General features: G+C 64.2%; 22 protein-coding genes. 11 read left to right on the forward strand and 11 right to left on the reverse strand.

The window, feature by feature from the left end; genetic code table 11:
- From BG60_RS25195 to BG60_RS25205, 3 genes are all read left to right on the forward strand, one after another.
- Nucleotides 1-1,386: penicillin-binding transpeptidase domain-containing protein (locus tag BG60_RS25195; protein ID WP_034473174.1), on the forward strand; the 1,386-nt coding region annotated here is incomplete at its 5' end.
- A gap of 206 nt (nucleotides 1,387-1,592) precedes the next feature.
- Entirely contained in the window at nucleotides 1,593-2,177 is a 585-nt protein-coding gene (locus tag BG60_RS25200) for a ComEA family DNA-binding protein (RefSeq protein WP_034473175.1), read from the forward strand.
- 153 nt (nucleotides 2,178-2,330) lie between these two features.
- Nucleotides 2,331-2,792, forward strand: coding sequence for a YidB family protein (locus tag BG60_RS25205; protein WP_008349311.1), 462 nt, complete (start codon nucleotides 2,331-2,333; stop codon nucleotides 2,790-2,792).
- Nucleotides 2,793-2,855: 63 nt separating this feature from the next.
- Here the strand turns inward: BG60_RS25205 and BG60_RS25210 are convergent, their stop codons facing one another.
- The 4 genes from BG60_RS25210 to BG60_RS25225 form a co-directional block, all read right to left on the reverse strand.
- Nucleotides 2,856-4,202: a HipA domain-containing protein gene (locus BG60_RS25210; RefSeq protein WP_051996632.1), complete on the reverse strand. Its 1,347-nt coding sequence runs from the start codon at nucleotides 4,200-4,202 to the stop codon at nucleotides 2,856-2,858.
- Complete coding sequence (locus tag BG60_RS25215) at nucleotides 4,192-4,509, reverse strand: helix-turn-helix domain-containing protein (protein ID WP_008349308.1); 318 nt, start codon at nucleotides 4,507-4,509, stop codon at nucleotides 4,192-4,194. Before BG60_RS25215 ends, BG60_RS25210 begins: the two co-directional genes overlap by 11 nt.
- Nucleotides 4,510-4,719: 210 nt before the next feature.
- Nucleotides 4,720-7,317 carry an ATP-dependent chaperone ClpB gene (gene clpB, locus BG60_RS25220; RefSeq protein ID WP_008349306.1) on the reverse strand — a complete coding sequence of 866 codons (2,598 nt, stop codon included), beginning with the start codon at nucleotides 7,315-7,317 and terminating at the stop codon, nucleotides 4,720-4,722.
- Nucleotides 7,318-7,491: 174 nt separating this feature from the next.
- Nucleotides 7,492-8,001: an Rrf2 family transcriptional regulator gene (locus BG60_RS25225; RefSeq protein WP_034473177.1), complete on the reverse strand. Its 510-nt coding sequence runs from the start codon at nucleotides 7,999-8,001 to the stop codon at nucleotides 7,492-7,494.
- A 290-nt stretch (nucleotides 8,002-8,291) separates the two neighbouring features.
- Here BG60_RS25225 and BG60_RS25230 point away from each other — a divergent pair, with 290 nt between their 5' ends.
- Nucleotides 8,292-8,837 (forward strand): group III truncated hemoglobin, encoded by a 546-nt coding sequence (locus BG60_RS25230; protein ID WP_034473178.1) that lies wholly within the window; start codon nucleotides 8,292-8,294, stop codon nucleotides 8,835-8,837.
- 6 nt (nucleotides 8,838-8,843) lie between these two features.
- On the opposite strand, the gene moaE is transcribed toward BG60_RS25230, so the two are convergent.
- Genes moaE through BG60_RS25245 form a run of 3 tightly spaced genes read right to left on the reverse strand, consistent with a single transcriptional unit; the run spans nucleotide 8,844 to nucleotide 10,801 of the window.
- Complete coding sequence (gene moaE / locus BG60_RS25235) at nucleotides 8,844-9,308, reverse strand: molybdopterin synthase catalytic subunit MoaE (RefSeq protein ID WP_034473179.1); 465 nt, start codon at nucleotides 9,306-9,308, stop codon at nucleotides 8,844-8,846.
- Nucleotide 9,309: 1 nt separating this feature from the next.
- Entirely contained in the window at nucleotides 9,310-9,567 is a 258-nt protein-coding gene (gene moaD, locus BG60_RS25240; protein ID WP_034473180.1) for a molybdopterin converting factor subunit 1, read from the reverse strand.
- A 4-nt stretch (nucleotides 9,568-9,571) separates the two neighbouring features.
- Nucleotides 9,572-10,801 carry a molybdopterin-binding protein gene (locus BG60_RS25245; protein ID WP_034473182.1) on the reverse strand — a complete coding sequence of 410 codons (1,230 nt, stop codon included), beginning with the start codon at nucleotides 10,799-10,801 and terminating at the stop codon, nucleotides 9,572-9,574.
- A gap of 243 nt (nucleotides 10,802-11,044) precedes the next feature.
- On the opposite strand from BG60_RS25245, the gene BG60_RS25250 reads away from it, so the two are divergent.
- From BG60_RS25250 to BG60_RS25275, 6 genes are all read left to right on the forward strand, one after another.
- Entirely contained in the window at nucleotides 11,045-11,590 is a 546-nt protein-coding gene (locus BG60_RS25250) for an NUDIX hydrolase (RefSeq protein ID WP_008349294.1), read from the forward strand.
- 48 nt (nucleotides 11,591-11,638) lie between these two features.
- Nucleotides 11,639-12,370, forward strand: coding sequence for a leucyl/phenylalanyl-tRNA--protein transferase (aat, locus tag BG60_RS25255; protein WP_008349292.1), 732 nt, complete (start codon nucleotides 11,639-11,641; stop codon nucleotides 12,368-12,370).
- Nucleotides 12,371-12,482: 112 nt separating this feature from the next.
- On the forward strand, nucleotides 12,483-13,310 hold the full coding sequence (locus BG60_RS25260; protein WP_033536383.1) for an arginyltransferase: 828 nt from the start codon (nucleotides 12,483-12,485) through the stop codon (nucleotides 13,308-13,310).
- A 96-nt stretch (nucleotides 13,311-13,406) separates the two neighbouring features.
- Nucleotides 13,407-14,429, forward strand: a complete 1,023-nt coding sequence (locus BG60_RS25265) for a quinone-dependent dihydroorotate dehydrogenase (protein ID WP_034473184.1) — start codon at nucleotides 13,407-13,409, stop codon at nucleotides 14,427-14,429.
- A gap of 113 nt (nucleotides 14,430-14,542) precedes the next feature.
- Nucleotides 14,543-15,343, forward strand: coding sequence for a cystine ABC transporter substrate-binding protein (locus tag BG60_RS25270; RefSeq protein WP_008349288.1), 801 nt, complete (start codon nucleotides 14,543-14,545; stop codon nucleotides 15,341-15,343).
- 125 nt (nucleotides 15,344-15,468) lie between these two features.
- Nucleotides 15,469-16,128: an amino acid ABC transporter permease gene (locus tag BG60_RS25275; protein WP_034473185.1), complete on the forward strand. Its 660-nt coding sequence runs from the start codon at nucleotides 15,469-15,471 to the stop codon at nucleotides 16,126-16,128.
- Between the two features lie 35 nt (nucleotides 16,129-16,163).
- On the opposite strand, the gene BG60_RS25280 is transcribed toward BG60_RS25275, so the two are convergent.
- The 4 genes from BG60_RS25280 to BG60_RS25295 all read right to left on the reverse strand — a co-directional run bounded on the left by BG60_RS25280 (nucleotide 16,164) and on the right by BG60_RS25295 (nucleotide 20,456).
- Entirely contained in the window at nucleotides 16,164-17,156 is a 993-nt protein-coding gene (locus tag BG60_RS25280; protein WP_034473219.1) for a Gfo/Idh/MocA family protein, read from the reverse strand.
- 146 nt (nucleotides 17,157-17,302) lie between these two features.
- Complete coding sequence (locus BG60_RS25285) at nucleotides 17,303-18,055, reverse strand: FadR/GntR family transcriptional regulator (protein ID WP_008349281.1); 753 nt, start codon at nucleotides 18,053-18,055, stop codon at nucleotides 17,303-17,305.
- A 483-nt stretch (nucleotides 18,056-18,538) separates the two neighbouring features.
- A complete protein-coding gene (locus tag BG60_RS25290; RefSeq protein ID WP_034473186.1) occupies nucleotides 18,539-19,690 on the reverse strand; it encodes a glycosyltransferase family 4 protein in 1,152 nt (383 codons plus the stop codon).
- Between the two features lie 232 nt (nucleotides 19,691-19,922).
- Nucleotides 19,923-20,456, reverse strand: coding sequence for a GNAT family N-acetyltransferase (locus BG60_RS25295; RefSeq protein ID WP_008349278.1), 534 nt, complete (start codon nucleotides 20,454-20,456; stop codon nucleotides 19,923-19,925).
- 377 nt (nucleotides 20,457-20,833) lie between these two features.
- Here BG60_RS25295 and BG60_RS25300 point away from each other — a divergent pair, with 377 nt between their 5' ends.
- Complete coding sequence (locus BG60_RS25300) at nucleotides 20,834-21,862, forward strand: DUF1839 family protein (protein WP_051079023.1); 1,029 nt, start codon at nucleotides 20,834-20,836, stop codon at nucleotides 21,860-21,862.
- Nucleotides 21,863-22,634 lie beyond the last annotated feature (772 nt).

Raw genomic sequence — 22,634 nt, forward strand, 5'->3', positions numbered from 1 at the left:
CGCGTGCGCTCCACGCTCGACGCGCGCCTGCAACGCTTCGCCCGCGATACGCTCGCCCGCACGCTCGCCGAACTGAACGCGCGCGCGCATCCGCGCAATGTGCACGACGCGGCGGCCATCGTGATCGACAATCGTTCGGGGGACGTGCTCGCGTGGGTCGGCTCGGCGGGCGGCCTGTCGAACGCGCCGGAAGTCGACGCCGTACTCGCGGCACGTCAGGCCGGCTCGACGCTCAAGCCCTTTCTGTATGCGCAGGCGATCGACGAAAAGCGCGTCACCGCCGCCACGCTGCTCGACGACGCGCCGCTCGATCTCGCGACCGGCGGCGGCCTCTACATTCCGCAAAACTACGATCACGACTTCAAGGGCTGGGTAAGCGTGCGAACCGCGCTCGGCTCGTCGCTCAACGTGCCGGCGGTGCGTACGCTCGTGATGGTCACGCCGCATCGCTTCGCGAAGACGCTCGTCGCGCTCGGGCTGCCTTTGTCGCAAGCAGGCGATTACTATGGCTTTTCCCTCGCGCTCGGCAGCGCGGACGTGACGCTGGCGACGCTCGCCAACGCGTATCGCACGCTCGCGAACGGCGGCGTCGCACAGCCCTTCTTCGATCTCGCGGACCATCGGCCGGCGCAGGCGGGCACGCGCGTCTTCAGCCCGGAAGCGAGCTTCATCGTCACCGACATCCTCGCGGACAACAACGCACGCACGCGCACGTTCGGCTTCGACAGCGTGCTCGCCACGCGCACCTTCAGCGCCGTGAAAACCGGCACCAGCAAGGACATGCGCGACAACTGGGCGATCGGTTTCACATCGCGCTACACCGTGGGCGTCTGGGTCGGCAATGCCGACGGCGCGCCGATGTGGGACGTTTCCGGCGTGACGGGCGCGGCGCCGGCGTGGAACGCGATCGTCAACTATCTGAACCGGCGATCGGATAGCCGCGCGCCGCAAGCGCCATCGGGCGTCGTGACGACGCGCGTCACGTATCAGAACGACATCGAACCGGCGCGCAGCGAGTGGTTCGTGCGCGGCACGCAGATGAGCGCCATCGGTCTCACGGCGAACGCGGCGCAGGCGGCGCGCGGCGCGAACGCCGACGCGCGGGCCGCACGCATCGGCGCACCGACGGACGGCACGATCTTCGCGCTCGACCCTGACATTCCGCCGGCGCGTCAGCGCGTGTGGTTCACCCGCGTGGACGGCAGCGCGCGCCTCGCGTGGCGGCTCGACGGCAAACCCTACGGTCACGACGCCCGAGCGGCATGGCTGCCGTGGCCGGGCCGACATGTGCTCGAACTGGTCGATGCAAAAGGCGAAGTCGTCGATAAAGTCGGCTTCGAGGTCCGCGGCGCTTTCGCGAAGACGTCCGCGCGCACATCGAAGTGATGCGCGCACGCCCGCTAAAACAGCGACGTCATCCGTGCAGCGTTTTGCAACGTTAAAGATTGTGCGCGGGCGCGGTGCGCGCGGCGGGGTCGTGCACAATGCGGGCGCCATCGTTCGGGACGGTTTTTTGCCCTATCCTTAACGGCATCTTCCCGATTGGCCCGAACTTATCGATTCATCCTTTCTCTCAAGCCTGGAGTGCCGTCATGCTGAAAAAGCTGCTGATGCTGTGCTTTGCGTTCGTGCTGTCGATGGGAGCGGCGTTCGCCGCGGTCGATGTCAATACCGCCGATCAAGCCGCGCTGGAATCGGTGAAGGGTCTGGGGCCGGTGAAGTCGAAGGCGATCATCGACGAGCGCACGAAGAACGGCCCCTTCAAGGACGCCGACGATCTCGCGACTCGCGTCAAGGGTCTCGGCGCCAAATCGGTGACGAATCTGGAACAGAATGGGCTGACGATCGGCGGCTCGTCGCTGCCGCCGACAGGCAAACCGTCGAAGCCCGCGACGCCGTCGACGCAAGGCGGCAGCGCCGCGCCGAACTCGACGGTCAAATCGTCGACCGCGGCCACCGGCGCGACCTCGCCCGCAGCCACGACGGCGCAGACGCCGGCCACGACGCCTGCCGCGCCAGCATCGGGAACGAAGGCGTCGAAAAAATCGAAAAAGGACAGCGTAGCGTCGGCAGCAGCGAGTGCGTCGAGCCCTTCCGCCGCGAGCGAAGCGAAGCCCGCACAATCGAAACGCAGCAAGAAAGATAAGGCCGCCAGCGCCGCGGCTGCCAGTCAGTGATTCTTCGGGGAACCTTGTCGAAGGAAACTTGCCTTCGTATGACCATCGTCGAACGGCCGCTCGCGGCCGATGCCCGCGCCGCCGCGACCGGTTCCGAGCCGAATGCGGCGGCACAGGCGAACCCACCCCGCAACCTCTCGTAGTGAGACCGTCATGAGCCTACTCGATATCCTCGCCTCCACCCTCGGCAATTCGTCGCAACAACCGGGCGGCCAACCGGCTCAGTCCGGCCAGGCCGCGCTGATCGCAGCGGCGCTCGCTTTCGTCAACAGCCAGCCCGGCGGCCTCATGGGCCTGATCCAGCGCTTCCAGCAACACGGCGCGGGCGACGTGGTCCAGTCGTGGATCGGCACGGGCGAGAACAAGCCCATCAGCCCGGACACGCTCACGAACGTGCTCGGGCAGGACAACGTCGGCGCGCTCGCGCAGAAAGCAGGCGTCTCGGGCGACCAACTGTCCGGCATGCTCGCGGCGGTGCTGCCGCATATCGTCGATCGCGCAACGCCGAACGGTGAGGTGCCGCCCGAAGGCCAGCTCGATCTGACCGGCGTTCTGGGCTCGCTTGGCGGCCTCGCAGGTCTTTTTGGCAAGAGCGAAGAGCCCAAGCAAGGCTGAACGCGCTTTCACGCATTGAATCGAAAGCCCCGCCGGCGTTGAACCGAGCGGGGCTTTTGCGTTTCAGGCGGCTGCAAGCTTGCGTGTCATGTCCTCGATGATCGTGTAGCGGATCACACGCAGACACATCAGCTCGCCGCCGAGCGTCGCAGCGAGTCCCGGCCGCTCGGCGAGCAACGCCGCGTTTTTCTCTTCGACGCGCGCGTACAGATCGGCGGCCGCGCGCACGATCGAACCTGCGAGCGCATCCAGCAGCCGTTCGGCCGTCGTCCTGGCGATACCGAGCACTTCGCCCGCCCGCAGCATCAACGCGCGATCGAAGTCGTCGTAGTAGCGCGCGCCGAGGATGTCCCACGCGAACGATGCCCGCTTCGGCCATGCGTCCTTTTGATACGACGGCGTCGCGTATGCGGCTACGCTCAGCAGGTCGTAGAACGGCGCAAGCTGAATACCTTGGCGCGAGACGAGGAAACTCAGGTTTTTCAGATGCGCGTCCGAATTGCCCACCAGCACATTGAACACGAGCCACGAAAAGAGCCGCGTGCGTGCGGACGCCTGATTTCGGCAACGCGCGGCCAGCGTCGCGAGTTGCTCGACGCTGCCCTGCTCGTACTTGAACGTGCGCGCGAGGTCGAGCAACTGGCAAGCGTCGATGCTATGCAGCCGGCGCCATTGTCCCGCCCGCGACTCGCGGTCGAAGCGATCCACGAGATACACGGGAGAAGGCACGTAGCGCCGATGCACGCCCGGAACGCCGAGGCGCAGCTTGTCGGCGAGCTTCATCACGAACCATTCGTTGATGACCGAGTGCGGATAGTCATCGGTGTCCTGATGATTCGGCTTGAGGATATGCGTCGACGGTGTGCGGCCTGCCGGCTCGAACAACGCGTCGTCGCGCAACACCACCGCCAGCTTGTGCTGCGCGCCGGCGAGCGACATGCGTTTGAGTGCGTCGTGCGTGAGCGGCAGGCGGGGCAACGCGTCGATCCGCGCCTGCAACGCTTCGTCGGGCAGCAAGCGCTCGGCGGGCGGTTGCTCGTCGCTTGCACCGGGTGGACGCAGCGTCACCGAACCCGCCGATTCGGCACCGTAGTGCGCGAGCAGCGCGAAGGCATCGGCTTCGTTGCGAATGGCCGCGTCGCGCGCGAGCAGCGTGCGTTGGCCTTCTTCCGGAAGGAGGTTGTCGAAGTACCACTGCACCGAGCGGCGCGTGCTGCCGTCGCACAACGCGTTCGGTTGCAGCGGCAGCGCCGGACTCAGCGGATAACCGTCCACGCTGTCGCGCCACGCCGGCAGATAGGAGAAAGACCAGATGTCGTCGTCGGCGTTGAGCACGCCCACTTCGACGTCGTTGATGCTCGCGATCAGATTGCGGCGGCCTTCGAGCGTCGCGATGGTCTCAGGACTCATCCGCGTCCTCTCGTGCGCGACGACGTTTCTCGGCGCGCTCGACGCGGACGTAACGCTTGACCGCCTCTCCCGCGAAAAGCTCACCCGCTTCGTCCGGGATATCGACCGTCACGCGCACGCCCAAGCCTTCGAGCACTTGGAACAGCTTGCCCCAATGCACGCTCTCAGCGCCCTTCTCGACCTTGCCGAGAAAGCTCTCGCTGACGCCGATGCTGCCGGCCGCATCGTCCTGGCGAAGCCGTTGCGCTTTGCGCGCCGCACGCACTGCGACGCCGATTTCGCTCGCCGTTCGAATATCGATTTCCATAATTTGAATCCGTGCGATCGCAGGGACAAAACCGAGTCATTGTATGAGATCACGATAATCCATGCAAACGAATGGATTTTCATTCATCGCACGTGCTCCGCGCGGAAATCCGTGCGATCGCACGGATTATAGAAACAAAAAAGGCAACGAATCGCTCCGTTGCCTTTTTCGCCCGACCGCCGCCGCGCTACCGCTACGACCGAACCGCCCTCAATGCACCACGCGATCGAACACGAACTGGCCTTCCCGCACATCGACGGGAATGACGTCCTTCGGCCCGAACCGCCCCGCCAGAATCAGCTTGGCGACCGGATTCTCGATCTCCTGCTGGATCGCGCGCTTCAGCGGGCGCGCGCCGAACAGCGGGTCGTATCCGACCTTGCCGATCTGCGCGAGCGCTGCATCCGAGACGTCGAGGTCCATATCGAGCTTGGCGAGCCGCTCGTGCAGACGCGCCAGCTGAATCTTCGCGATGGACTCGATGTTCGTGCGATCGAGCGCATGAAACACGACGACATCGTCGATACGGTTCAGGAATTCCGGCCGGAAGTGCAGCTTCACTTCTTCCCACACGGCGTCCTTCACCCTTTCCTGCGGCTCGCCGACCATGCCCTGAATGACCTGCGAGCCGAGGTTCGACGTCATCACGATCACCGTGTTCTTGAAGTCCACGGTGCGGCCTTGACCGTCCGTCATGCGCCCGTCGTCGAGCACTTGCAGCAGCACGTTGAACACGTCCGGATGCGCCTTCTCGATTTCATCGAGCAGAATCACGCTGTACGGCTTGCGGCGCACGGCCTCGGTCAAATAGCCGCCTTCCTCATAACCGACGTATCCCGGCGGCGCGCCGATCAGACGCGCGACGCTGTGCTTCTCCATGAACTCGCTCATGTCGATGCGGATCAGATGATCTTCCGAATCGAACAGGAACGCCGCGAGCGCCTTGCACAGTTCCGTCTTGCCGACGCCCGTCGGCCCGAGGAACAGGAACGAGCCATACGGACGATTCGGATCCGACAGACCCGCACGCGAGCGGCGAATCGCGTCCGCGACGGCGCCGATCGCCTCGTCCTGGCCGATCACGCGCTCATGCAGCTTCGCTTCGATCTGCAGCAGCTTCTCGCGCTCGCCCTGCATCATCCGCGAAACGGGAATGCCGGTGGAACGCGACACGACTTCCGCGATTTCCTCGGCGCCGACCTGCGTGCGCAGAAGACGCGGACGCGTCGGGTTGTTCTGCTCCTGCGATTCGGCCTGCGTCACCTGCTTCAGACGCGCTTCGAGTTCCGGCAGCTTGCCGTATTGCAACTCGGCGACCTTCTCCAGCTTGCCTTCGCGCTGCAGACGCGTGATATCCGCGCGCACTTTCTCGATTTCTTCCTTCAGTTGCGCGCTGCCCTGCACCGCCGCTTTCTCGGCAGTCCAGATTTCCTCGAGATCGGAATACTCGCGATTGAGCCGGTCGATTTCCTCTTCGATGAGTTGCAGACGCTTCTGCGACGCCTCGTCCTTCTCCTTCTTCACGGCCTCGCGCTCGATTTTCAGCTGAATGAGACGACGATCCAGCTTGTCCATCTCTTCGGGCTTCGAATCGATTTCCATCTTGATGCGCGACGCGGCTTCGTCGATCAGATCGATGGCCTTGTCGGGCAAAAAGCGGTCCGTGATATAGCGATGCGACAACTCCGCCGCCGCGACGATAGCCGGATCGGTGATCTCGACGCCGTGATGCAGTTCGTACTTCTCCTGCAAGCCGCGCAGAATCGCGATGGTCGCCTCGACCGACGGTTCATCGACGAGCACTTTCTGGAAACGCCGCTCGAGCGCCGCGTCCTTTTCGATGTACTTGCGGTATTCGTCGAGCGTCGTCGCGCCGATGCAATGCAGCTCGCCGCGCGAGAGCGCCGGCTTGAGCATGTTGCCGGCGTCCATCGCGCCTTCGGCCTTGCCCGCGCCGACCATCGTGTGAATTTCGTCGATGAAGACGATGGTTTGCCCTTCGTCCTTCGCGATGTCGTGCAGCACGGCCTTCAGGCGCTCCTCGAACTCGCCGCGATACTTCGCGCCCGCGAGCAGCGCGGCCATGTCGAGCGAGAGCACGCGCTTGCCCTTGAGCGTTTCCGGCACTTCGCCATTGACGATGCGCTGCGCGAGTCCTTCGACGATCGCCGTCTTGCCGACGCCCGGCTCGCCGATCAGCACCGGATTGTTCTTCGTGCGGCGCTGGAGAATCTGGATCGAGCGGCGAATTTCATCGTCCCGGCCGATGACCGGATCGAGCTTGCCCGCACGGGCGCGTTCGGTCAGATCGACGGTGTATTTCTTGAGCGCCTCGCGCTGGCTTTCCGCGTCCTGGCTATTGACCTGCGCGCCGCCGCGCACGGCGTTGATCGCGGCTTCGAGCGCACGGCGCGTCAGGCCGTGCTGCTTCGCGAGACGGCCGGCTTCGCCACGGTCATCCGCGACGGCGATCAGGAACATCTCGCTCGCGATGTACGTGTCGTTGAGCTTCTGCGCTTCCTTGTCGGCGGCGTTGAGCAGGCCCGCGAGTTCGCGGCTGACTTGAACATTGCCGTCGGTGCCCTGGACTTGCGGCAGACGGTTGATCGCTTCGTTGAGCGCCGTTTGCAGCGCCTGAACCTGCACGCCCGCGTGCGACAGCAGCGAGCGCGCGGAGCCGTCCTGCTGCGCGATGAGCGCGGCCAGCAAATGCACCGGTTCGATGTACTGGTTGTCGCGCCCGACCGCGAGGCTCTGCGCGTCGGACAGCGCTTCCTGAAATTTGGTGGTGAGTTTGTCGATTCTCATTTTTTAAAAGCTCCGATTCTGAATACGACCAAAATGAGGCGCTTTTTGTCACTTTCAAGCATCGTTTGGGCCGGAAAGTGCTCTTTTTGCTCTTCGACAATGGCGGCAGCCAACCGCCCAGGCTCTGAATTGACCTACGGCGTCCGGGTTTCGTTCAACGCGTGCCGGCTGGAATCACGAAGGCGCGCGAAGCGCCCCGGGCGCACCCACCGCAATCGGCGCGATGCTGACGATGCCGAGCAGAGCCGCCAGATCGTTCGCGGGTTGAGCGAGCTCGCCGACCGTGTGCTTGTCGAGTTCGGCGAGAAAGGCGTCGCGCGCGGCTGCCAGCACGCCGCGCAACCGGCAGGCCGGCTGAATGACGCAGCGCGCGTGCGACGAGGCTTGCCGATCCGCCGGCTGATTCACGAGGCAGCCCACGAGCGCGAAATCGCTTTCGGTTCTGCGCACGATGTCGCCGATCGTGAGGTCGTTCGTCCGCGATGAAAGTTTCAGTCCGCCGTTGCGGCCGCGCACGGTCTCGACCCACCCGAGTTCGCCAAGCTGCTGGACGATTTTCATCAGATGGTTCTTCGAAATGCCATATGCATCCGAGATTTCCTGAATCGTCGAAAGGCCGGAAGGTCGAACCGAGAGATAGAGCAGGACGCGCAGCGAATAATCGGTGTAATCGGTGAGTCGCATGATCTCGCGCGGAGAAAGTGGATGCAAAAGCGCCTCGGGATTTCGACGAAACGCGCGTATCGTCAAGGAGTCCGCGTCAAGACGAGGGACGATGACACGAGCGGACGTGGCTGACTTACCATCGGCGCACCGCTCGCCCGCGTCGTACCAAAATGCACGGAATCCGTACAAGCGTGCTTTTCGTACGGCTTGAGACGCGCGTCGACGAATCGGCCGCATGGATGCGCCATTTTGCGGCATCTTTACATTCTTCGCCGGAAAATATCTGATCCGCCTTCACTGTTTCAAAGATGACGAACACCGAACACCTTTCCGCCGATGCCCCTCGCGAACGCGCACCCAGCGAAGCCAATGTCCGCGCGCTGGTAGAAGCCTTCTATCGGCGCGTCGATGACGATGCGCTCCTCGGGCCGATCTTTTCGCGCGCGCTCGCCGGCCGCTGGGACGAGCATCTCGCCAAAATGACCACCTTCTGGTCGAGTCTCGTGCTCGGATCGAAGCAATATCGCGGCAACGTGCAGGAAGCGCATCGCCCGATCGACGATATCGAGCCGCAACACTTCGCGCGCTGGCTGTCGCTGTTTCTCAACACGGTCGAGTCGCGCTATGAGCCGGCCGCGGCCGTGCAGTTCATGGAACCCGCGCTGCGCATCGCGCAGAGCTTGCAGTTGAGCAAGTTCGGCTGGGACTACGAGATTCCCGTCGAGCAGCAGGAACTCCTCGCGGCGCTGAAGCGGCAGCGCACGGGCGGCGCGCCCGAGCCGCGCTTCCCCGAGCGTCCCGACGCCGAGCCGTTTCCCGCGAAGTTCATCGGCAAGTCGGCCGACGAAAAATGACGCCGGTCAGGTCTGCCAGCGCGCGAGCGCCGTATCGTCGGACTCGCGCGCGTCGACCCAGCGTTCGCCCGCTTCGGTCTTCTCTTTCTTCCAGAACGGCGCCTGCGTCTTGAGATAGTCCATCACGAAGGCGCAGGATTCGAACGCCTCCGCGCGATGCATCGCCGTCGTCGCGACGAGCACGATCTGATCGAGCGGCTTGAGTTTGCCCACGCGATGCACGATCAGCACGTCCGAGCCGCGCCAGCGCTCGCGCGCCTGATCGGCGATCGCTTCGAGCGATTTTTCCGTCATGCCGGGGTAATGCTCGAGTTCCATCGTCTCGACGGCGCTGCCTTCGTTCAGATCGCGCACCGTGCCGACGAAACACGCGACCGCGCCCACTTTCGGATTGTCGGCGCGCAACGCGGCCACTTCCGCGCTGATGTCGAAATCGGCTTCCTGCACGCGGATTTTCGAACGCGTGTTCATCTCAGCCACCCGTCACAGGCGGAAAGAACGCCACTTCGCAACCCTCGGTGATGCGCTGTGACGGACTCGTCATCACGTGATTGCAGGCCATGCGCAATGCACGGCCTTCCGCGAGCGTCTCTTCCCACACGCCGCCGCGCATGCGCAGCCACGCGCGCACGTCGCCGACATTGACCACCGTGTCCGGCACGCTGACCGTCTCGTTCGCGACGCCCAGCGCCTCGCGCACGCTCGCAAAAAATCTCAAATCGATCTTCATTTCTCTACCGCGTCAGTTCTGAAAATGGGATGAAGCGCACGATCTCGCCCGCGCCGATCGCATGATTCGGCGGATTGTCGATGAGACCATCGCCCCAGACGGTCGATGTCAGCACGGCCGAGCTCTGATTCTCGAAGAGATCGAGGCCGCCCGACGCGTTCACGCGCGCGCGCAGGAATTCGTTGCGGCGATCGCCTTTTTTCTGGCTGAAGTCGGCGCGCATCGAATAGACGCGCGGCGCGACGTTCGTCACGCCCGCGAGCCGCAGCAGAAACGGCCGCACGAACAGCAGGAACGTGCAGAAACTCGAAACCGGATTGCCCGGCAAGCCGATGAAAAACGCCTCATCGCCAACCGCGCCGCCGCGCCGCACCGCGCCGAACGCGAGCGGCTTGCCCGGCTTCATCGCGATCTGCCACATCGAAATGCGTCCTTCGGCCTCGACCGCCGGCTTCACGTGATCTTCCTCGCCGACCGACACGCCGCCGCACGTCAGGATGAGATCGTGATCCGCCGCCGCGCGCCGCAAGGTTTCGCGCGTCGCATCGAGCCGGTCCGGCACGATGCCGAGATCCGTCACCTCGCAGCCGAGCTTCGCGAGCAGCGCGCGCAGCGTGAAGCGGTTCGAGTTGTAGATCGCGCCGGGTTCGAGCGGCTCGCCCGGCATGCGCAGTTCGTCGCCGGTGAAGAAGATCGCGACGCGCACGCGCCGCACGACCTCGAGCTGCGCACATCCGACCGACGCCGCGAGCCCGAGCGCCTGCGGCGTCAGGCGCGTGCCCGCGGGCAGGATCACCGAGCCGCGCCGGATATCCGCGCCTTGTTGCGTGATCCACTCGCCCGCCGTGGGCGCCTGCCCGAACGCGACGCGCCCGTCGTCCGACGCTTGGGCCATTTCCTGCATGACGACGGCATCCGCGCCGGGCGGCACCGTCGCGCCGGTGAAGATGCGCGCGGCCGTACCCGCCGCGAGCGGCTCGGCCGCGTGCCCCGCCGGGATGCGCTGCGACACCCGCAACGTGACCGGCGCGCCTTCGCTCGCGCCAGCGAGATCGGCGATGCGAACCGCGTAGCCATCCATCGAACTGGTGTGCATCGGCGGGACGTCGAGCGGCGAGGTCACGTCGGCGGCGAGCACGCGGTTCAGCGCATCGAGCGTGTCGACGCGCTCGCGGGCGTCGACCTGACGCGCGGCGTCGAGCAGACGGCCGAGCGCGTCGGCGGTGGCGAGCATCGGAGGACGGCTTGAAGCGGCTGGCGTGGATGACATGGCGTTCGGTTGGGACGCGCGCGGCGGCCTGATCGTGAAAGGGACATTGCAATTCCGGTCAACTATTGTAGCGAGAAGGCAGGCGTCGCACCTTCGCCGCCGGGCACGCCGGACATGCGCCGCGACCGATACCGCAATCCATTCGCGCGCCTCAAAGCCGCGGCGGTGCGGTGATACACTCGCAGCACACTTCCCACGTCCATTTCCATGAAATTCTGTTCCCTCTGCGGCCACGAGGTCGGTCTCGCCATTCCGCCCGGCGACAACCGCGAGCGCTTCGTCTGCAACAACTGCGGCACCGTTCACTATCAGAATCCGCGCAATGTCGTGGGCACCGTGCCGGTGTGGGACGACAAGGTGCTGCTGTGCCGTCGCGCGATCGAGCCGCGTTACGGCTACTGGACGCTGCCCGCGGGCTTCATGGAAATGCAGGAAACGACGAGCGAAGGCGCCGCGCGCGAGACGCTCGAGGAAGCGGGCGCGCGCGTGGAGATTCAAAGTCTCTTCACGCTGCTCAACGTGCCGCACGTGCATCAGGTGCATCTGTTCTATCTGGCGCGGCTGCTCGATATCGAAGTCGATCCCGGCGAGGAGAGTCTGGAAGTGAAGCTCTTCGAGGAAAGCGAGATTCCGTGGGACGAGATCGCCTTTCCGACGGTCGGACAGACGCTGCGATTCTTCTTCGCCGATCGCGCCGCCGGCAACTTCACGCTGCATACGGGCGACATCTTCCGCACGCTGCGCGACGGCTGATTCCGCCGCTGTCCGACGAATCTCACTGAACGCCGCCCTCCCGAGAACATGGTTCCCTGGCTCGCCGACGACGATCCCTTCCCGCCCGTCGAGCGCGCGCTCGGCGCGGCGAGCGGCGCGCCGGGCCTGCTCGCCGCGAGCGCCGATCTTCTGCCGTCGCGGCTCATCGATGCTTACGGGCGCGGCATCTTCCCGTGGTATTCCGACGGCCAGCCCGTGCTGTGGTGGAGTCCCGATCCGCGCATGGTGCTGTTTCCGGCCGAGTTCAAGGTGTCGGATTCGCTGCGCAAGACCTTGAAGCGCGTGGTGCGCGATCCGGTCTGGGAGATCCGCGTCGACGACGATTTTCCCGCCGTGATGCGCGCCTGCGCCGACACGCCACGCGACGGCCAGCGCGGAACGTGGATCACGTCGGATATCGTGGATGCCTACACGACCTTGCATCGCGCAGGCAACGCGCACAGCGTCGAGACGTGGTTCGACGGCGTGCGCGTGGGCGGACTGTACGGCGTGTCGTTCGGGCGCATGTTCTTCGGCGAGTCGATGTTCGCGCACAAGACCGACGCGTCGAAAATCGCGCTTGCGGCGCTCGTCGGACACTTGCGCCGCAATCAAATTGAGATGATAGACTGCCAGCAGAACACGTCGCATCTGGCGTCGCTGGGCGGCCGCGAGATCGCGCGCCGCGCGTTCGTCGCGCATCTGAGACGGGCGACGGCGGAACCGGCGATCGGCTGGCGCTTCGACAAATCCGTCCTTCTCGACGTGCTGGCACGCTAAACGCTACGCGCGTGATGCCCGAGCGACACATGCAATGCAGCCGCCGCGCGCCTGAAGACGATCTCGCGCGCCGGCCGGCAACGACGAGACGACGCCTGCGAGAGCCGCCAACGTGACACATCCGAACGAGCTGCCGCTGTCACCGCTTTCCGCGCTGCAATTCTATGCAACAGCGCCCTACCCTTGCAGCTATCTGGAAGGGCGTGTTGCGCGCTCGCAGGTGGCCACGCCGAGCCATCTCATCAACTCCGACGTCTACACCGAACTCGTCAAGGCCGGCTTCCGGCGCTCGGGCGTCTTCACGTATCGACCGTATTGCGACGGCTGCCGCGCCTGCGTGCCGGTGCGCGTGCCGGTCGCGCGCTTCGTGCCGAACCGGGCGCAGCGGCGCGTCTGGAAGCTGCACGGCAATCTGATCGCGAGCGTCGCGCCGCTGCATTACGACGAAGAGCATTACGCGCTTTACATGCGCTATCAGTCGGCGCGTCACGCGGGCGGCGGCATGGACCGCGACAGCCGCGATCAGTACGAGCAGTTCCTGCTGCAAAGCCGGATCAATTCGCGGCTCGTCGAGTTTCGCGAACCCGCGCATCCGGGACATCCGGACGAGCCCGGCGAACTGCGCATGATCAGCATGATCGACATACTCGGCGACGGCTTGTCGTCCGTGTACACGTTCTTCGAACCCGATCTGCCGAAGACGAGCTACGGCACCTTCAACATCCTCTGGCAGATCGAGCAGGCGAAGAGTCTCGACTTGCCGCACGTCTACCTCGGCTACTGGATCCGCGAAAGCGAAAAAATGGCGTACAAGGCCAATTTCCGGCCGCTGGAAGGTCTGATCGACGGCCGCTGGACGCTGCTCGATCCCGCGAACACTCACTCCGCGGGCGCGCTGCCGATGCCGGGGCGCATCAACGGCCCGAGCCAGCCGAAATAGCCGCCGAAGTCCCTCCCGCGCGCCCGGACCGGCACGCCGTCCGAAACGGCTAAAATAGCGGTCTTAAAAAAATTCGCCGTCGCCGGCTTTCATTTCGTGTTCAGTTCCCTCTATCCGATCGCGCGTTCGCATCTCTTCAAGATGGACGCGGAAGACGCTCATCATCTGACGCTGCGCATGCTCGGCGCGGCTGGCCGCACCGGGCTCGCCGGCATGCTCGCCAAGCGCGGCCCCGATTCGCCCCGCACCGTCATGGGCATCACGTTCCGCAATCCGGTCGGACTCGCGGCGGGGCTCGACAAAGACGGCGCGTGCATCGACGGGCTCGCGGCGCTCGGCTTCGGCTTCATCGAAGTGGGCACCGTGACGCCGCGCGCGCAACCGGGCAATCCGCGCCCGCGCATCTTCCGGCTGCCCGAGGCGAACGCGCTCATCAACCGGATGGGCTTCAACAATCGCGGCGTCGATCAGTTCGTCGCGAACGTCAAGGCCGCGCATTATCGCGGCGTGCTGGGACTGAACATCGGCAAGAACGCCGATACGCCGATCGAACGCGCCGCCGAGGACTATCTGTATTGCCTCGAGCGCGTCTATCCGTTCGCGAGCTATGTGACGATCAACATTTCGTCGCCGAACACGAAGAACCTGCGGCAGCTCCAGGGCGCGGGCGAACTCGATTCGCTGCTCGGCGCGCTCAAGGAAAAGCAGGCGCGGCTGTCCGATCTGCACGGCAAGCTCGTGCCGCTCGCGCTGAAGATCGCACCCGATCTCGACGACGAGCAGATCAAGTCGATCGCGGGCACGTTGCTGGCTCACAAGATCGACGGCGTGATCGCGACCAACACCACGCTTTCCCGCACCGCCGTGACCGGCATGAAGCACGGCGACGAAACGGGCGGCCTGTCCGGGCGTCCGGTCTTCGACGCGTCGAACGAGGTCATCCGCAAGCTGCGCGCGGAGGTCGGGACCGACGTGCCGATCATCGGCGTAGGCGGAATTTTCTCGGGCGACGACGCGCGCGCGAAGCTCGCGGCGGGCGCGTCGCTGGTGCAGATTTATACGGGGCTGATCTATCGCGGTCCCGCGCTCGTGAAAGAGTGCGTCGAAGCGCTCGCGTGACGCCCCAATCCGGCATATAGACATAAGCAAACGATATTACGCAGCGATTGCGTTTTCACTATGATCGCCGCATCGAAAAAAGACGCTGTGCCCATCAAGAGGAAAACAACACGATGAAACTGTCCACGCTCAAGAAGCTCGTCGCCGCCAGCCTGATCGGCGCGGCATTCACGGCCGTCACGACCGCCGCCCACGCCGAAGATCTGCTCGATCAGGTCAAGCAGCGCGGCACGCTGCGCGTCGGTCTCGAAGGCACCTTCCCGCCGTTCAACTCGAAAGCGCCGAACGGTGAACTGGTCGGCTTCGACGTCGATATCGCCAAGGCCGTCGCGGCCAAGCTCGGCGTGAAGCCCGAGTTCGTCACGACCGAATGGAGCGGCATCATCGCGGGCCTGCAGGCGGGCAAGTTCGACGTGATCGTCAACCAGGTCGGCATCACCGATGCGCGCAAGCAGACGCTCGATTTCTCGCCCGCCTACACGTACTCGAACGCGCAACTCATCCAGCGCAGCGACGACAAGCGCGAGTTCAAGTCGCTCGAAGAACTGAAGGGCAAGAAGCTCGGCGTCGGCCTCGGCACGAACTATATGGACATGGCGAAGTCGGTGCCGGGCATCGACGTGAAGACGTATCCGGGCGCGCCCGAGTATCTGCGTGATCTCGCCGCCGGGCGTCTGGACGCCGCGCTCAACGACCGCCTGATGCTCGCGTACTTGCTGAAGAATTCGCAATTGCCGCTGCGCACCGGCGCGAATGTCGGCGCGGGCAACCCGTCCGGCATTCCGTTCAAGAAGGGCAATCCGAAGTTCGCCAAGGCGATCGACGACGCCATGACCCAGCTCGAAGCCGATGGCACGTTCTCGAAGATTTCGGACAAGTGGTTCGGCATCGACGTGACGAAGCCGGCGAAATAAGACGCGCCGTTTCCGGCGTCGCGAGGGCGGCATCGTAACGGTGCCGCCCTTCTCTTTTGCCGGCTCGGTTTAATATGTGCCGGTTTGTTTCACTTCAGCACCGTTTCAGTCAACGCGTCTCTTAAATGTCCACGACATCCCTGCTCGTTCAATCGGCGCCCGTGCTGGCGCAAGGCGCGCTGCTGACGATCAAGTTCGCGCTCTACTCGATGTTCTTCGGCCTCATCGCGGCCGTCGTACTGGCGTTGATGGGCATCAGCCAGAACCGCGCGCTCGTGGCGATCGGACGCTGCTATGTCAGCGTGATGCGCGGCACGCCGCTGCTCGTGCAGATCTTCGTCATCTACTACGGCCTGCCGAGCCTCGGCATCTCCCTCGAACCGACGCCCGCGGGCGTGATCGCGCTGTCGGCGAACGTGGCCGCGTATCTGTCGGAAAGCATGCGCGGCGCGATTCTCGGCATCCACGCCGGGCAGTGGCTCGCGTCCTATAGCCTCGGACTGTCGCGCGCGCAGACGCTGCGTTACGTGATCGGGCCGCAGGCACTGCGCATCGCGGTGCCGAGCCTGTCGAACAGTCTCATCAGTCTGATCAAGGACACATCGCTCGTGTCGGTCATCACGGTGACCGAACTGTTGCGCAGCGCGCAGGAAGTGATCGCGGCGACCTATCAGCCGTTGCCGCTTTATCTCGCGGCGGCGTTCGTCTACTGGATTCTTTGCAGCGTGCTCGAATTCGTGCAGCGGATTTTCGAGCGGCGTCTCGCGCTGCCGGGGCGGCACTGATCGCAAACAGGCCGCTGAAAAGCGGCTTTTTCGCATTAGTCGGTTTCGAACGGAAACCTGAGATTCAAATCGCGCCGCGCGGCGTCGATGATCGCGATCATCCGCATCGACGTTGCGTGCGGCATGACCGGGCTCTCGGTTTCGCCGGCGCGCAGCAGCTCGCAGAAATGCGCGGTTTCGTAGTTGAGGCCGCCGCCCGAGAACGGCTCGTCGAGTTCGGCCTTTCTTCCGTCCGTATAAGCGATCGTCGCGCGCGATGGATTCCACCAGTTCTCGTGGATCGTCACCGTGCCGAGCGTGCCGCCGATGAGCGCATCGCCGCGGCCTTGCAGATCGAGTCCGCAGAAAAGTTGCGCGATGCCGCGTTCGTGGCGCACGTTCAGGCTCGCGAAGACGTCGACGCCGGTCGCGCCGAGCCGTCCGATGGTCTGCACGGCGAGCGCCTCGCCGAGCCAGTCGACCGCGAGAAACGCCTCGTAAATGCCGATATCGAGCAGCGCGCCGCCGCCCGCGTCCAGCGAGAACGACGGATGATCGAGCGGCACGTTCGCCATCGAGCAGCCGGCCCGAACGAGACCGATTTCACCGATCGGATCGCTTTGCACATGCTCGCGCAAGCGGCGATACAGCGGATAGAACGGCGGCTTCATCGCTTCCATGAACAACACGTTCGCCGCGCGCGCCGCGTCGATCATGCGTTGCAGCTCGCGCGCATTCACGGCCGCGGGCTTTTCGCACAGCACGGGCTTGCCCGCCGCGAACGCGCGCAACGCGTACCCCGGATGGCTGTCCTGCAAGGTCGCGATGTAGAGCGCGTCGATGTTGGCGAGCAGCGCGTCGAAATCGGTGAATGCGCGGGCATCGAATGCATCGGCCAATGCGCGCGCCGGTTCTTCGCGGCGCGACCACACGCCCGAGAGCCGCGCGCCTTCGACGTGCGTGAGACTGTCGGCGAAGCGCCGCGCGATGCGTCCCGCGCCGACGATGCCCCAGCGGATCGTCTTTTCATCGATATTCGTATTGCTCAAGCCTGCCTCCGTGCGCCAGATTCGTCGTGCGACGCATTGTGCCTGATTGCGTCGCATGACGACTGCGCGCGGCGGGCTCAGACGGCAAAAAGCCGGGACATGTCCCGGCTCGATACATTCGATCGTCCGATGCGTTCGAGGACCCGCTACGCACCCGCGGACGCGTTCACGTTCGGCGACGCAGGCTGACTGTTCACGCGCTCCAGCGAGAACGCGCGGCCGACTTCTTCCGCGGCCAGGTCGACGAGCGCGCGCGTCGCGGCTTCGGCGGCGGCGGGATCTTTCGCCTCGATCGCCTCGACGACGCTCTTCTGCGCCGCGAGCGTCGCTTCGCGCACGGACTCGATGCCGTCGACGATCGGATTGACCGTCACCAGCGCGCCGCGCACGATCGCCGTCATCTGACGAAAGAACTGGTTGCCGCTCGCCGCCACGATGCGCGTATGCAGCACTTCGTCAGCCGCCTGATATTCCGGCTCGCCGACCTGCAGACGCGACAGCGTGTCGAATGCATCGCGAATCCCGGCGATTTCGTCGGGCGTCGCGCGCGCGGCGGCGAGCGCTGCGGCGCGCGGCTCGATCAGCATGCGGAATTCGATTACATCGCGTAAAAACGTCTGATCCGGCTTGGCGCGAAAGCGCCAGCTCACCACGTCCTCGTCGATGAGACGCCAGTCGCTCATCGGACGAATGCGCGTGCCGGTTTTCGGCCGCACGTCCAGCATGTGCCGCGCGAGCAGCATCGAGAGCGCCTCGCGCATGACGGTGCGGCTCACGTCGAACTCCTTCGAGAGGATGTCCTGCGGTGGCAGTATCGCGCCATATTTTTGCTCGACGATCCCTGAGACGAGTCCGTCCATGACCTTCGCCACCAGCGATCGCTCTTTGTTGTCATCCATCTCGCTTCTCCCCTTCTCGCCTGTTCCGTAGCCGTGTGTATGAGCGCATCGCTTTCGCTTCCCGGGCTGCGAAAGGCACGACGGGTTCCCGACAGGTCCATTCGTCGTGCTTGATACGTTGCGTCTTCGTTGCTTCGAATGCCAGTTGGGAATTTCCTGACAGGGTAATCCCTCTGGCTTCGACGTCACTGTTTCGTTTTTTACTTCTTACCGCTTCACGTGCATCTCTTGCGCTCGCGCCGCGCGCGCGCAGGCATTCATCAGGGAAACTGAAGAATGGCTGCGTCGCGTCGCGGCGTGTGCGTTCTTTCGCGGCCCGCTGTTGCCATCGGACCGATCATGCACCCATTTGAGCAAGCATCTCGTAGGCTTTCTGTGCGAACGCGAACGGAAGCCGGCTCGCTTTTGCCTTTTGTATGATCGGATGGTTTGGACGAAAGTACCGTGGCGCGGTGCAAGCGGGGCGATTTGTCAGCCCTATGCTTAAATCGCGCCATCTGTCGTTCGGGGTGTGCGCGCGTCGAGATCGATCTGCCGGCGCTTCAATGCTTCGCGCTCCGTAAGCGCTTGCTGATACACCGCGAGGTACTCGTCGCAGACTCTTTCGACGGAAAGCTGGTGCAGGCCGTGACGCGCGCGCGCCGCCAGTTGCCCACGCGCCTGCCGGTCGAGCAGAAGCCAGCGCAGTTTTGCCGCTGCCTGCCCGATGTCGCCGGCAGGCACGAGCAGACCCGCAGCGCCGTCGTCGAGCATTTCGGGGATACCGCCCACGCGCGTCGCGACGATCGCGCAGCCGGCCTCGCGCGCCTCCGCGATCACGAGCGGACTCGGGTCCTGGCGCGAGAGCAGCGCGAATACATCGGCGCTCGCGAAATACGGCCGTGTATCGGCGACGAAACCCGTGAAGTGCGCGTTCTCCGCGATGCCGAGCTCGGCTGCCAGCGCTTCCATCGATCCGCGATCGGGGCCTTCGCCGACGAGATACAGATGCGGCTCCGCCATGAATTCGCGCTCGCTCGCGGACTGCTCGCGCACCTGCGCGAACGCCTGCAGAAGATCCGCAATCCCTTTCCTGCGATACATCCCCGCCACGCAGACGATATTCGGATGCTTGAGCCGCACCGGTTTCGCGGGCGGCCGCGTGATGAGCCGCGGCGCGCCGACGGCGCCGTTGAGCACGGTCGACAACCGCGCCGGCCCGATGCCGCGCGCCTCCAGATCGAGCGCCAGCGCGCGGCTCACGGCCACCATGCGATCGCCCACGCGCACCAGCGCCGCGCTTTTCTGCAGTTCGTGATGCACCGTGGTGACGAGCGCGAAGCGCCGCCGCATGCTGCCGAAACGCGAAATGAGCGCGCCGGTCATCATGTGCGCGTGCACGATGTCGGGATCGAAACGATCGATGAGACGATTGAATCCCGCGATCATCGACGGCACGCGCCACGGTTGCCGCGACTGCTGCAGCGAAACATGCGTGATGCCGTGGCGACGCAAAAGCGGCTCGAAGCCGCCGCCCGACGATGCGACCACGACGTCCTGCCCCATGCGCGCCTGCATGCAGGCGAGATCGACCATCATGTTGACGGTGCCGTTGCCGATCGTCTGCGCGTGATTGGCGAGATGGACTATTCGCATGAGATAGGCTGTTTGTGCGCTCGCCGGCCCATGCCGGCGGCGTCGATCTTATTGTTTCGAGGACGCGTCTCGAAGCGGCCTGCGCCGCGCCGATCGCGTTGTTATCGCGTTGTTATCGCTTTGTTATTGCCTCGATGCCCGGACGGTCCACGCCTTCGATGCTGCTGACTGCCGCGTTGGTTCTTTCGCCGCGCGCGCGGTTGCGGCGCACGCTGCGCGTCTCTGGTGGCGCTTACAGCAACTCGTACGTCGTGGCGTTGTCGCTCGCGGCGAACGGAGCCTTGCTCGCGCCCGATGCTTCGCGCGATTGCCGGCCCTTTCTCGTCAGACCGATGTACGGCATGCCGTGCTCGAGAAACGGCCCTTCGGTCTTGCGAAAGCCGAACGCCTCGTAGAAACCGCGCAGGCTCACCGGCGCGGTCAGCCGCACGCGGCGGCCGGGCCAACGCTCGGCGGTCACCGCGAGCACGCGTTCGATCAGGGCGTGCGCGGTGCCGTCGCCGCGACGCAGCGGGCTCGTCAAGATCTTGTCCACCACGACTTCCGGATCATCCGCGTCGCCCTCGTTGATGCGTGCATAGGCGAGCACGGGCATCGAACGGCTCATGTCCTCGGCGGCGAATACGTGCGTGCCGGTTTCATCGCGACCATCCGGGTCGAGATGGACATGCGACTGTTCGACGACGAACACCGCACTGCGCGCGCGCAAAATCAGATAAAGCTCCCGCGCAGTGAGTTGTTCGAAATCCAGCGTTTTCCAGTTCATCGATTATCTCCATGCTTTACCGGCAATTACCGGCGTTGCGACGATTGAACGTTACGTGCCGACCCGCCTGAATTCAGTGCGCCATCGCACCGACCCATGACGCGCGCGCCTTTCAAATAAGCTCGACCACACGCACAAAGGCGTCCCGGGGAAAAAGACGCCTTTCCGACGATCAATGCGACCGCGCTGCAGCCCGGGTTGCGGGCTGCCGCGCGCGCGTCGCATGGCGTCGATAGCACTCGCGTAATACGGCACCTTCATGGGAAAATCACAATGCATGCCGCCATCGAACGCGATAGAGACGCACGATTAAAAGCACATTCGCTCCATTGCGCACGCGGTATCGAACGCCGGCCTTTCCGGCCCGAGGTCACGGCATGAGCGCGTTCCATACGAGCGGTGTGACGGATTCAGGAGCAAGTCGTTCCCGCGTCGTGTCACTCGATCCCTTGCGCATGCGTGCGCGGCGGCATCACGCGCACGCGCTGCATCGCGGCGAGCGCATCTGGCGTGAAGCGGTCGCGCCCGTCGATCTGTGGATCGAAATTCTGCACGGCAACGGGCTCGAACCGCGCGCTGCGCTCGCGTTCGCCGTCGCTCAGGACTTCGAAGCCGATCAGTTCACGCTCGGCAAGCTGCCGTTCGAAGACATCGAAAAACTCTACGGCCTGCAAGTGCAGGAGCTTTCCGTGTTCGATTCGCTCGAAGAGCGCGCGCTCGTGCAGACGCGCCGCGCGAATATCGTGCTCGTCGAAGTCGATGCATTCTATCTGCCGGACACGCGCACGGCTTCGTATCGCCGCGAACATGCGAAGACGACCATCGGCATCGATGTGATCGATCGCGATGCGCGGCGTCTCGGCTACTTTCATCACACGGGTTATCACCTTCTCGACGGCGAAGACTACGACGGCGTGCTGCGCTCGAATGCGACGCCCGAGCCGGCGCTTTTTCCGCACGTCGAGTTTGTCAAGCGCGTGCGCGAGCCGCTGTCGGGCACGCCGCTCGCGGAAGTATCGGCGGATCTGCTGTGCGCGCATCTGTTGCGGCGTCCGATGCACAATCCGATCACGCGTTGGCGCGCGGCGTTTCCCGAGCATCTCGATACGATGATTGCGCGCGGCGAATCGTATGCGCGTCATTACGCGTTCAACGTGATGAGGCAACTCGGCGCGAACTTCGAATTGCTCGCGCATTATCTGCAGTGGATGCGCGAACAAGGCTTCGACATTCCCGTGCAGACGTATGCGGGCGCGCGCAAGATCGCGAGCGAAACCATGGTGATGCAGTGCCGCCTCGCGCGCGCCCTTTCGCGCGGACGACGAGAGCTGTGCGAGACATCGTTCGACGTGATCGAGGATGCGTACGAACGCGTGATTCCTCCGCTTGCGGATATCGTGTGCTGAACGTTGATGTCGAACCGCGATTCGCACGCGCTTTCATCTCGGCAGCGACTGTTTAAAAAGACACATTTCAACCCTTGTTTCAAGGGTTTTTTCACTCGCTTACGTTCGCGTCTTATGCGGGTTTTTATGACCTCGTGATGTCGCCGCGAGAATTTCTGCGCGCCGGTTTCTCCGCGTTAATGAGTTCCGCATGAGATTGTCCTCGATGAAACATTTCAGGGCATCGCGTGCACGACTGAAATGCGCTGCGCCCGACCATGAATCCGATGAATGACGCGCAAACGTTTCACGGCGGCTAGTCGCGTGCCGAACTCGCGAGAGGGCCGCTACAAGGCCTATGTGGGCTACTCCTCGCCGAAAGCCGCGCTATTGAGGCGCTTATGCGCGAGGAATCGCACACGCAGATTTCACTTCGTGCAACGGGCGCAACGTTTCCGCTTCACGCAACGCCGCGCGGAAGACTTTTCCCGATGCCGGCAAAGCCTTATCCGGCAAGGCTTCGTGGGGACTCAAACAGCGCTCGGATAAACACGCGTTCGCCAGCCCACGGAGCCGATGGAACACGGATGAATCATTTTCCATTGTCCCTACGAAAGAAGGTGGTATGTCGAAGGGATGTCGACCCGTGAGGCCTGTCGCACCGTGGTCAAAAAATCCTCAACCGCCATTCGAGGGGTATGCGCTGATGAAACTCATCGGGGCACGCACGTATTCCTAAGACCACCGATGTTCAAGACTGAAACAAAAACGCAGCGCTGCGCTGCATCACAAA

The organism is Caballeronia zhejiangensis, from assembly GCF_000698575.1.
GTDB lineage: Bacteria > Pseudomonadota > Gammaproteobacteria > Burkholderiales > Burkholderiaceae > Caballeronia > Caballeronia zhejiangensis.

Bases quoted from the DNA above. Each gene is read 5' to 3' on its own strand.
- BG60_RS25230 (WP_034473178.1), top strand. From the start codon at position 8,292: ATGACGAACACCGAACACCTTTCCGCCGATGCCCCTCGCGAACGCGCA.
- clpB (WP_008349306.1), bottom strand. From the start codon at position 7,317: ATGAGAATCGACAAACTCACCACCAAATTTCAGGAAGCGCTGTCCGAC.
- aat (WP_008349292.1), top strand. From the start codon at position 11,639: ATGGTTCCCTGGCTCGCCGACGACGATCCCTTCCCGCCCGTCGAGCGC.
- BG60_RS25245 (WP_034473182.1), bottom strand. From the start codon at position 10,801: ATGCTCGCCACCGCCGACGCGCTCGGCCGTCTGCTCGACGCCGCGCGT.
- BG60_RS25300 (WP_051079023.1), top strand. From the start codon at position 20,834: ATGAGCGCGTTCCATACGAGCGGTGTGACGGATTCAGGAGCAAGTCGT.
- BG60_RS25275 (WP_034473185.1), top strand. From the start codon at position 15,469: ATGTCCACGACATCCCTGCTCGTTCAATCGGCGCCCGTGCTGGCGCAA.
- BG60_RS25285 (WP_008349281.1), bottom strand. From the start codon at position 18,055: ATGGATGACAACAAAGAGCGATCGCTGGTGGCGAAGGTCATGGACGGA.
- BG60_RS25200 (WP_034473175.1), top strand. From the start codon at position 1,593: ATGCTGAAAAAGCTGCTGATGCTGTGCTTTGCGTTCGTGCTGTCGATG.
- BG60_RS25215 (WP_008349308.1), bottom strand. From the start codon at position 4,509: ATGGAAATCGATATTCGAACGGCGAGCGAAATCGGCGTCGCAGTGCGT.
- BG60_RS25225 (WP_034473177.1), bottom strand. From the start codon at position 8,001: ATGCGACTCACCGATTACACCGATTATTCGCTGCGCGTCCTGCTCTAT.
- BG60_RS25295 (WP_008349278.1), bottom strand. From the start codon at position 20,456: ATGAACTGGAAAACGCTGGATTTCGAACAACTCACTGCGCGGGAGCTT.
- BG60_RS25205 (WP_008349311.1), top strand. From the start codon at position 2,331: ATGAGCCTACTCGATATCCTCGCCTCCACCCTCGGCAATTCGTCGCAA.
- moaE (WP_034473179.1), bottom strand. From the start codon at position 9,308: ATGAACACGCGTTCGAAAATCCGCGTGCAGGAAGCCGATTTCGACATC.
- BG60_RS25270 (WP_008349288.1), top strand. From the start codon at position 14,543: ATGAAACTGTCCACGCTCAAGAAGCTCGTCGCCGCCAGCCTGATCGGC.
- BG60_RS25210 (WP_051996632.1), bottom strand. From the start codon at position 4,202: ATGAGTCCTGAGACCATCGCGACGCTCGAAGGCCGCCGCAATCTGATC.
- BG60_RS25250 (WP_008349294.1), top strand. From the start codon at position 11,045: ATGAAATTCTGTTCCCTCTGCGGCCACGAGGTCGGTCTCGCCATTCCG.
- moaD (WP_034473180.1), bottom strand. From the start codon at position 9,567: ATGAAGATCGATTTGAGATTTTTTGCGAGCGTGCGCGAGGCGCTGGGC.
- BG60_RS25290 (WP_034473186.1), bottom strand. From the start codon at position 19,690: ATGCGAATAGTCCATCTCGCCAATCACGCGCAGACGATCGGCAACGGC.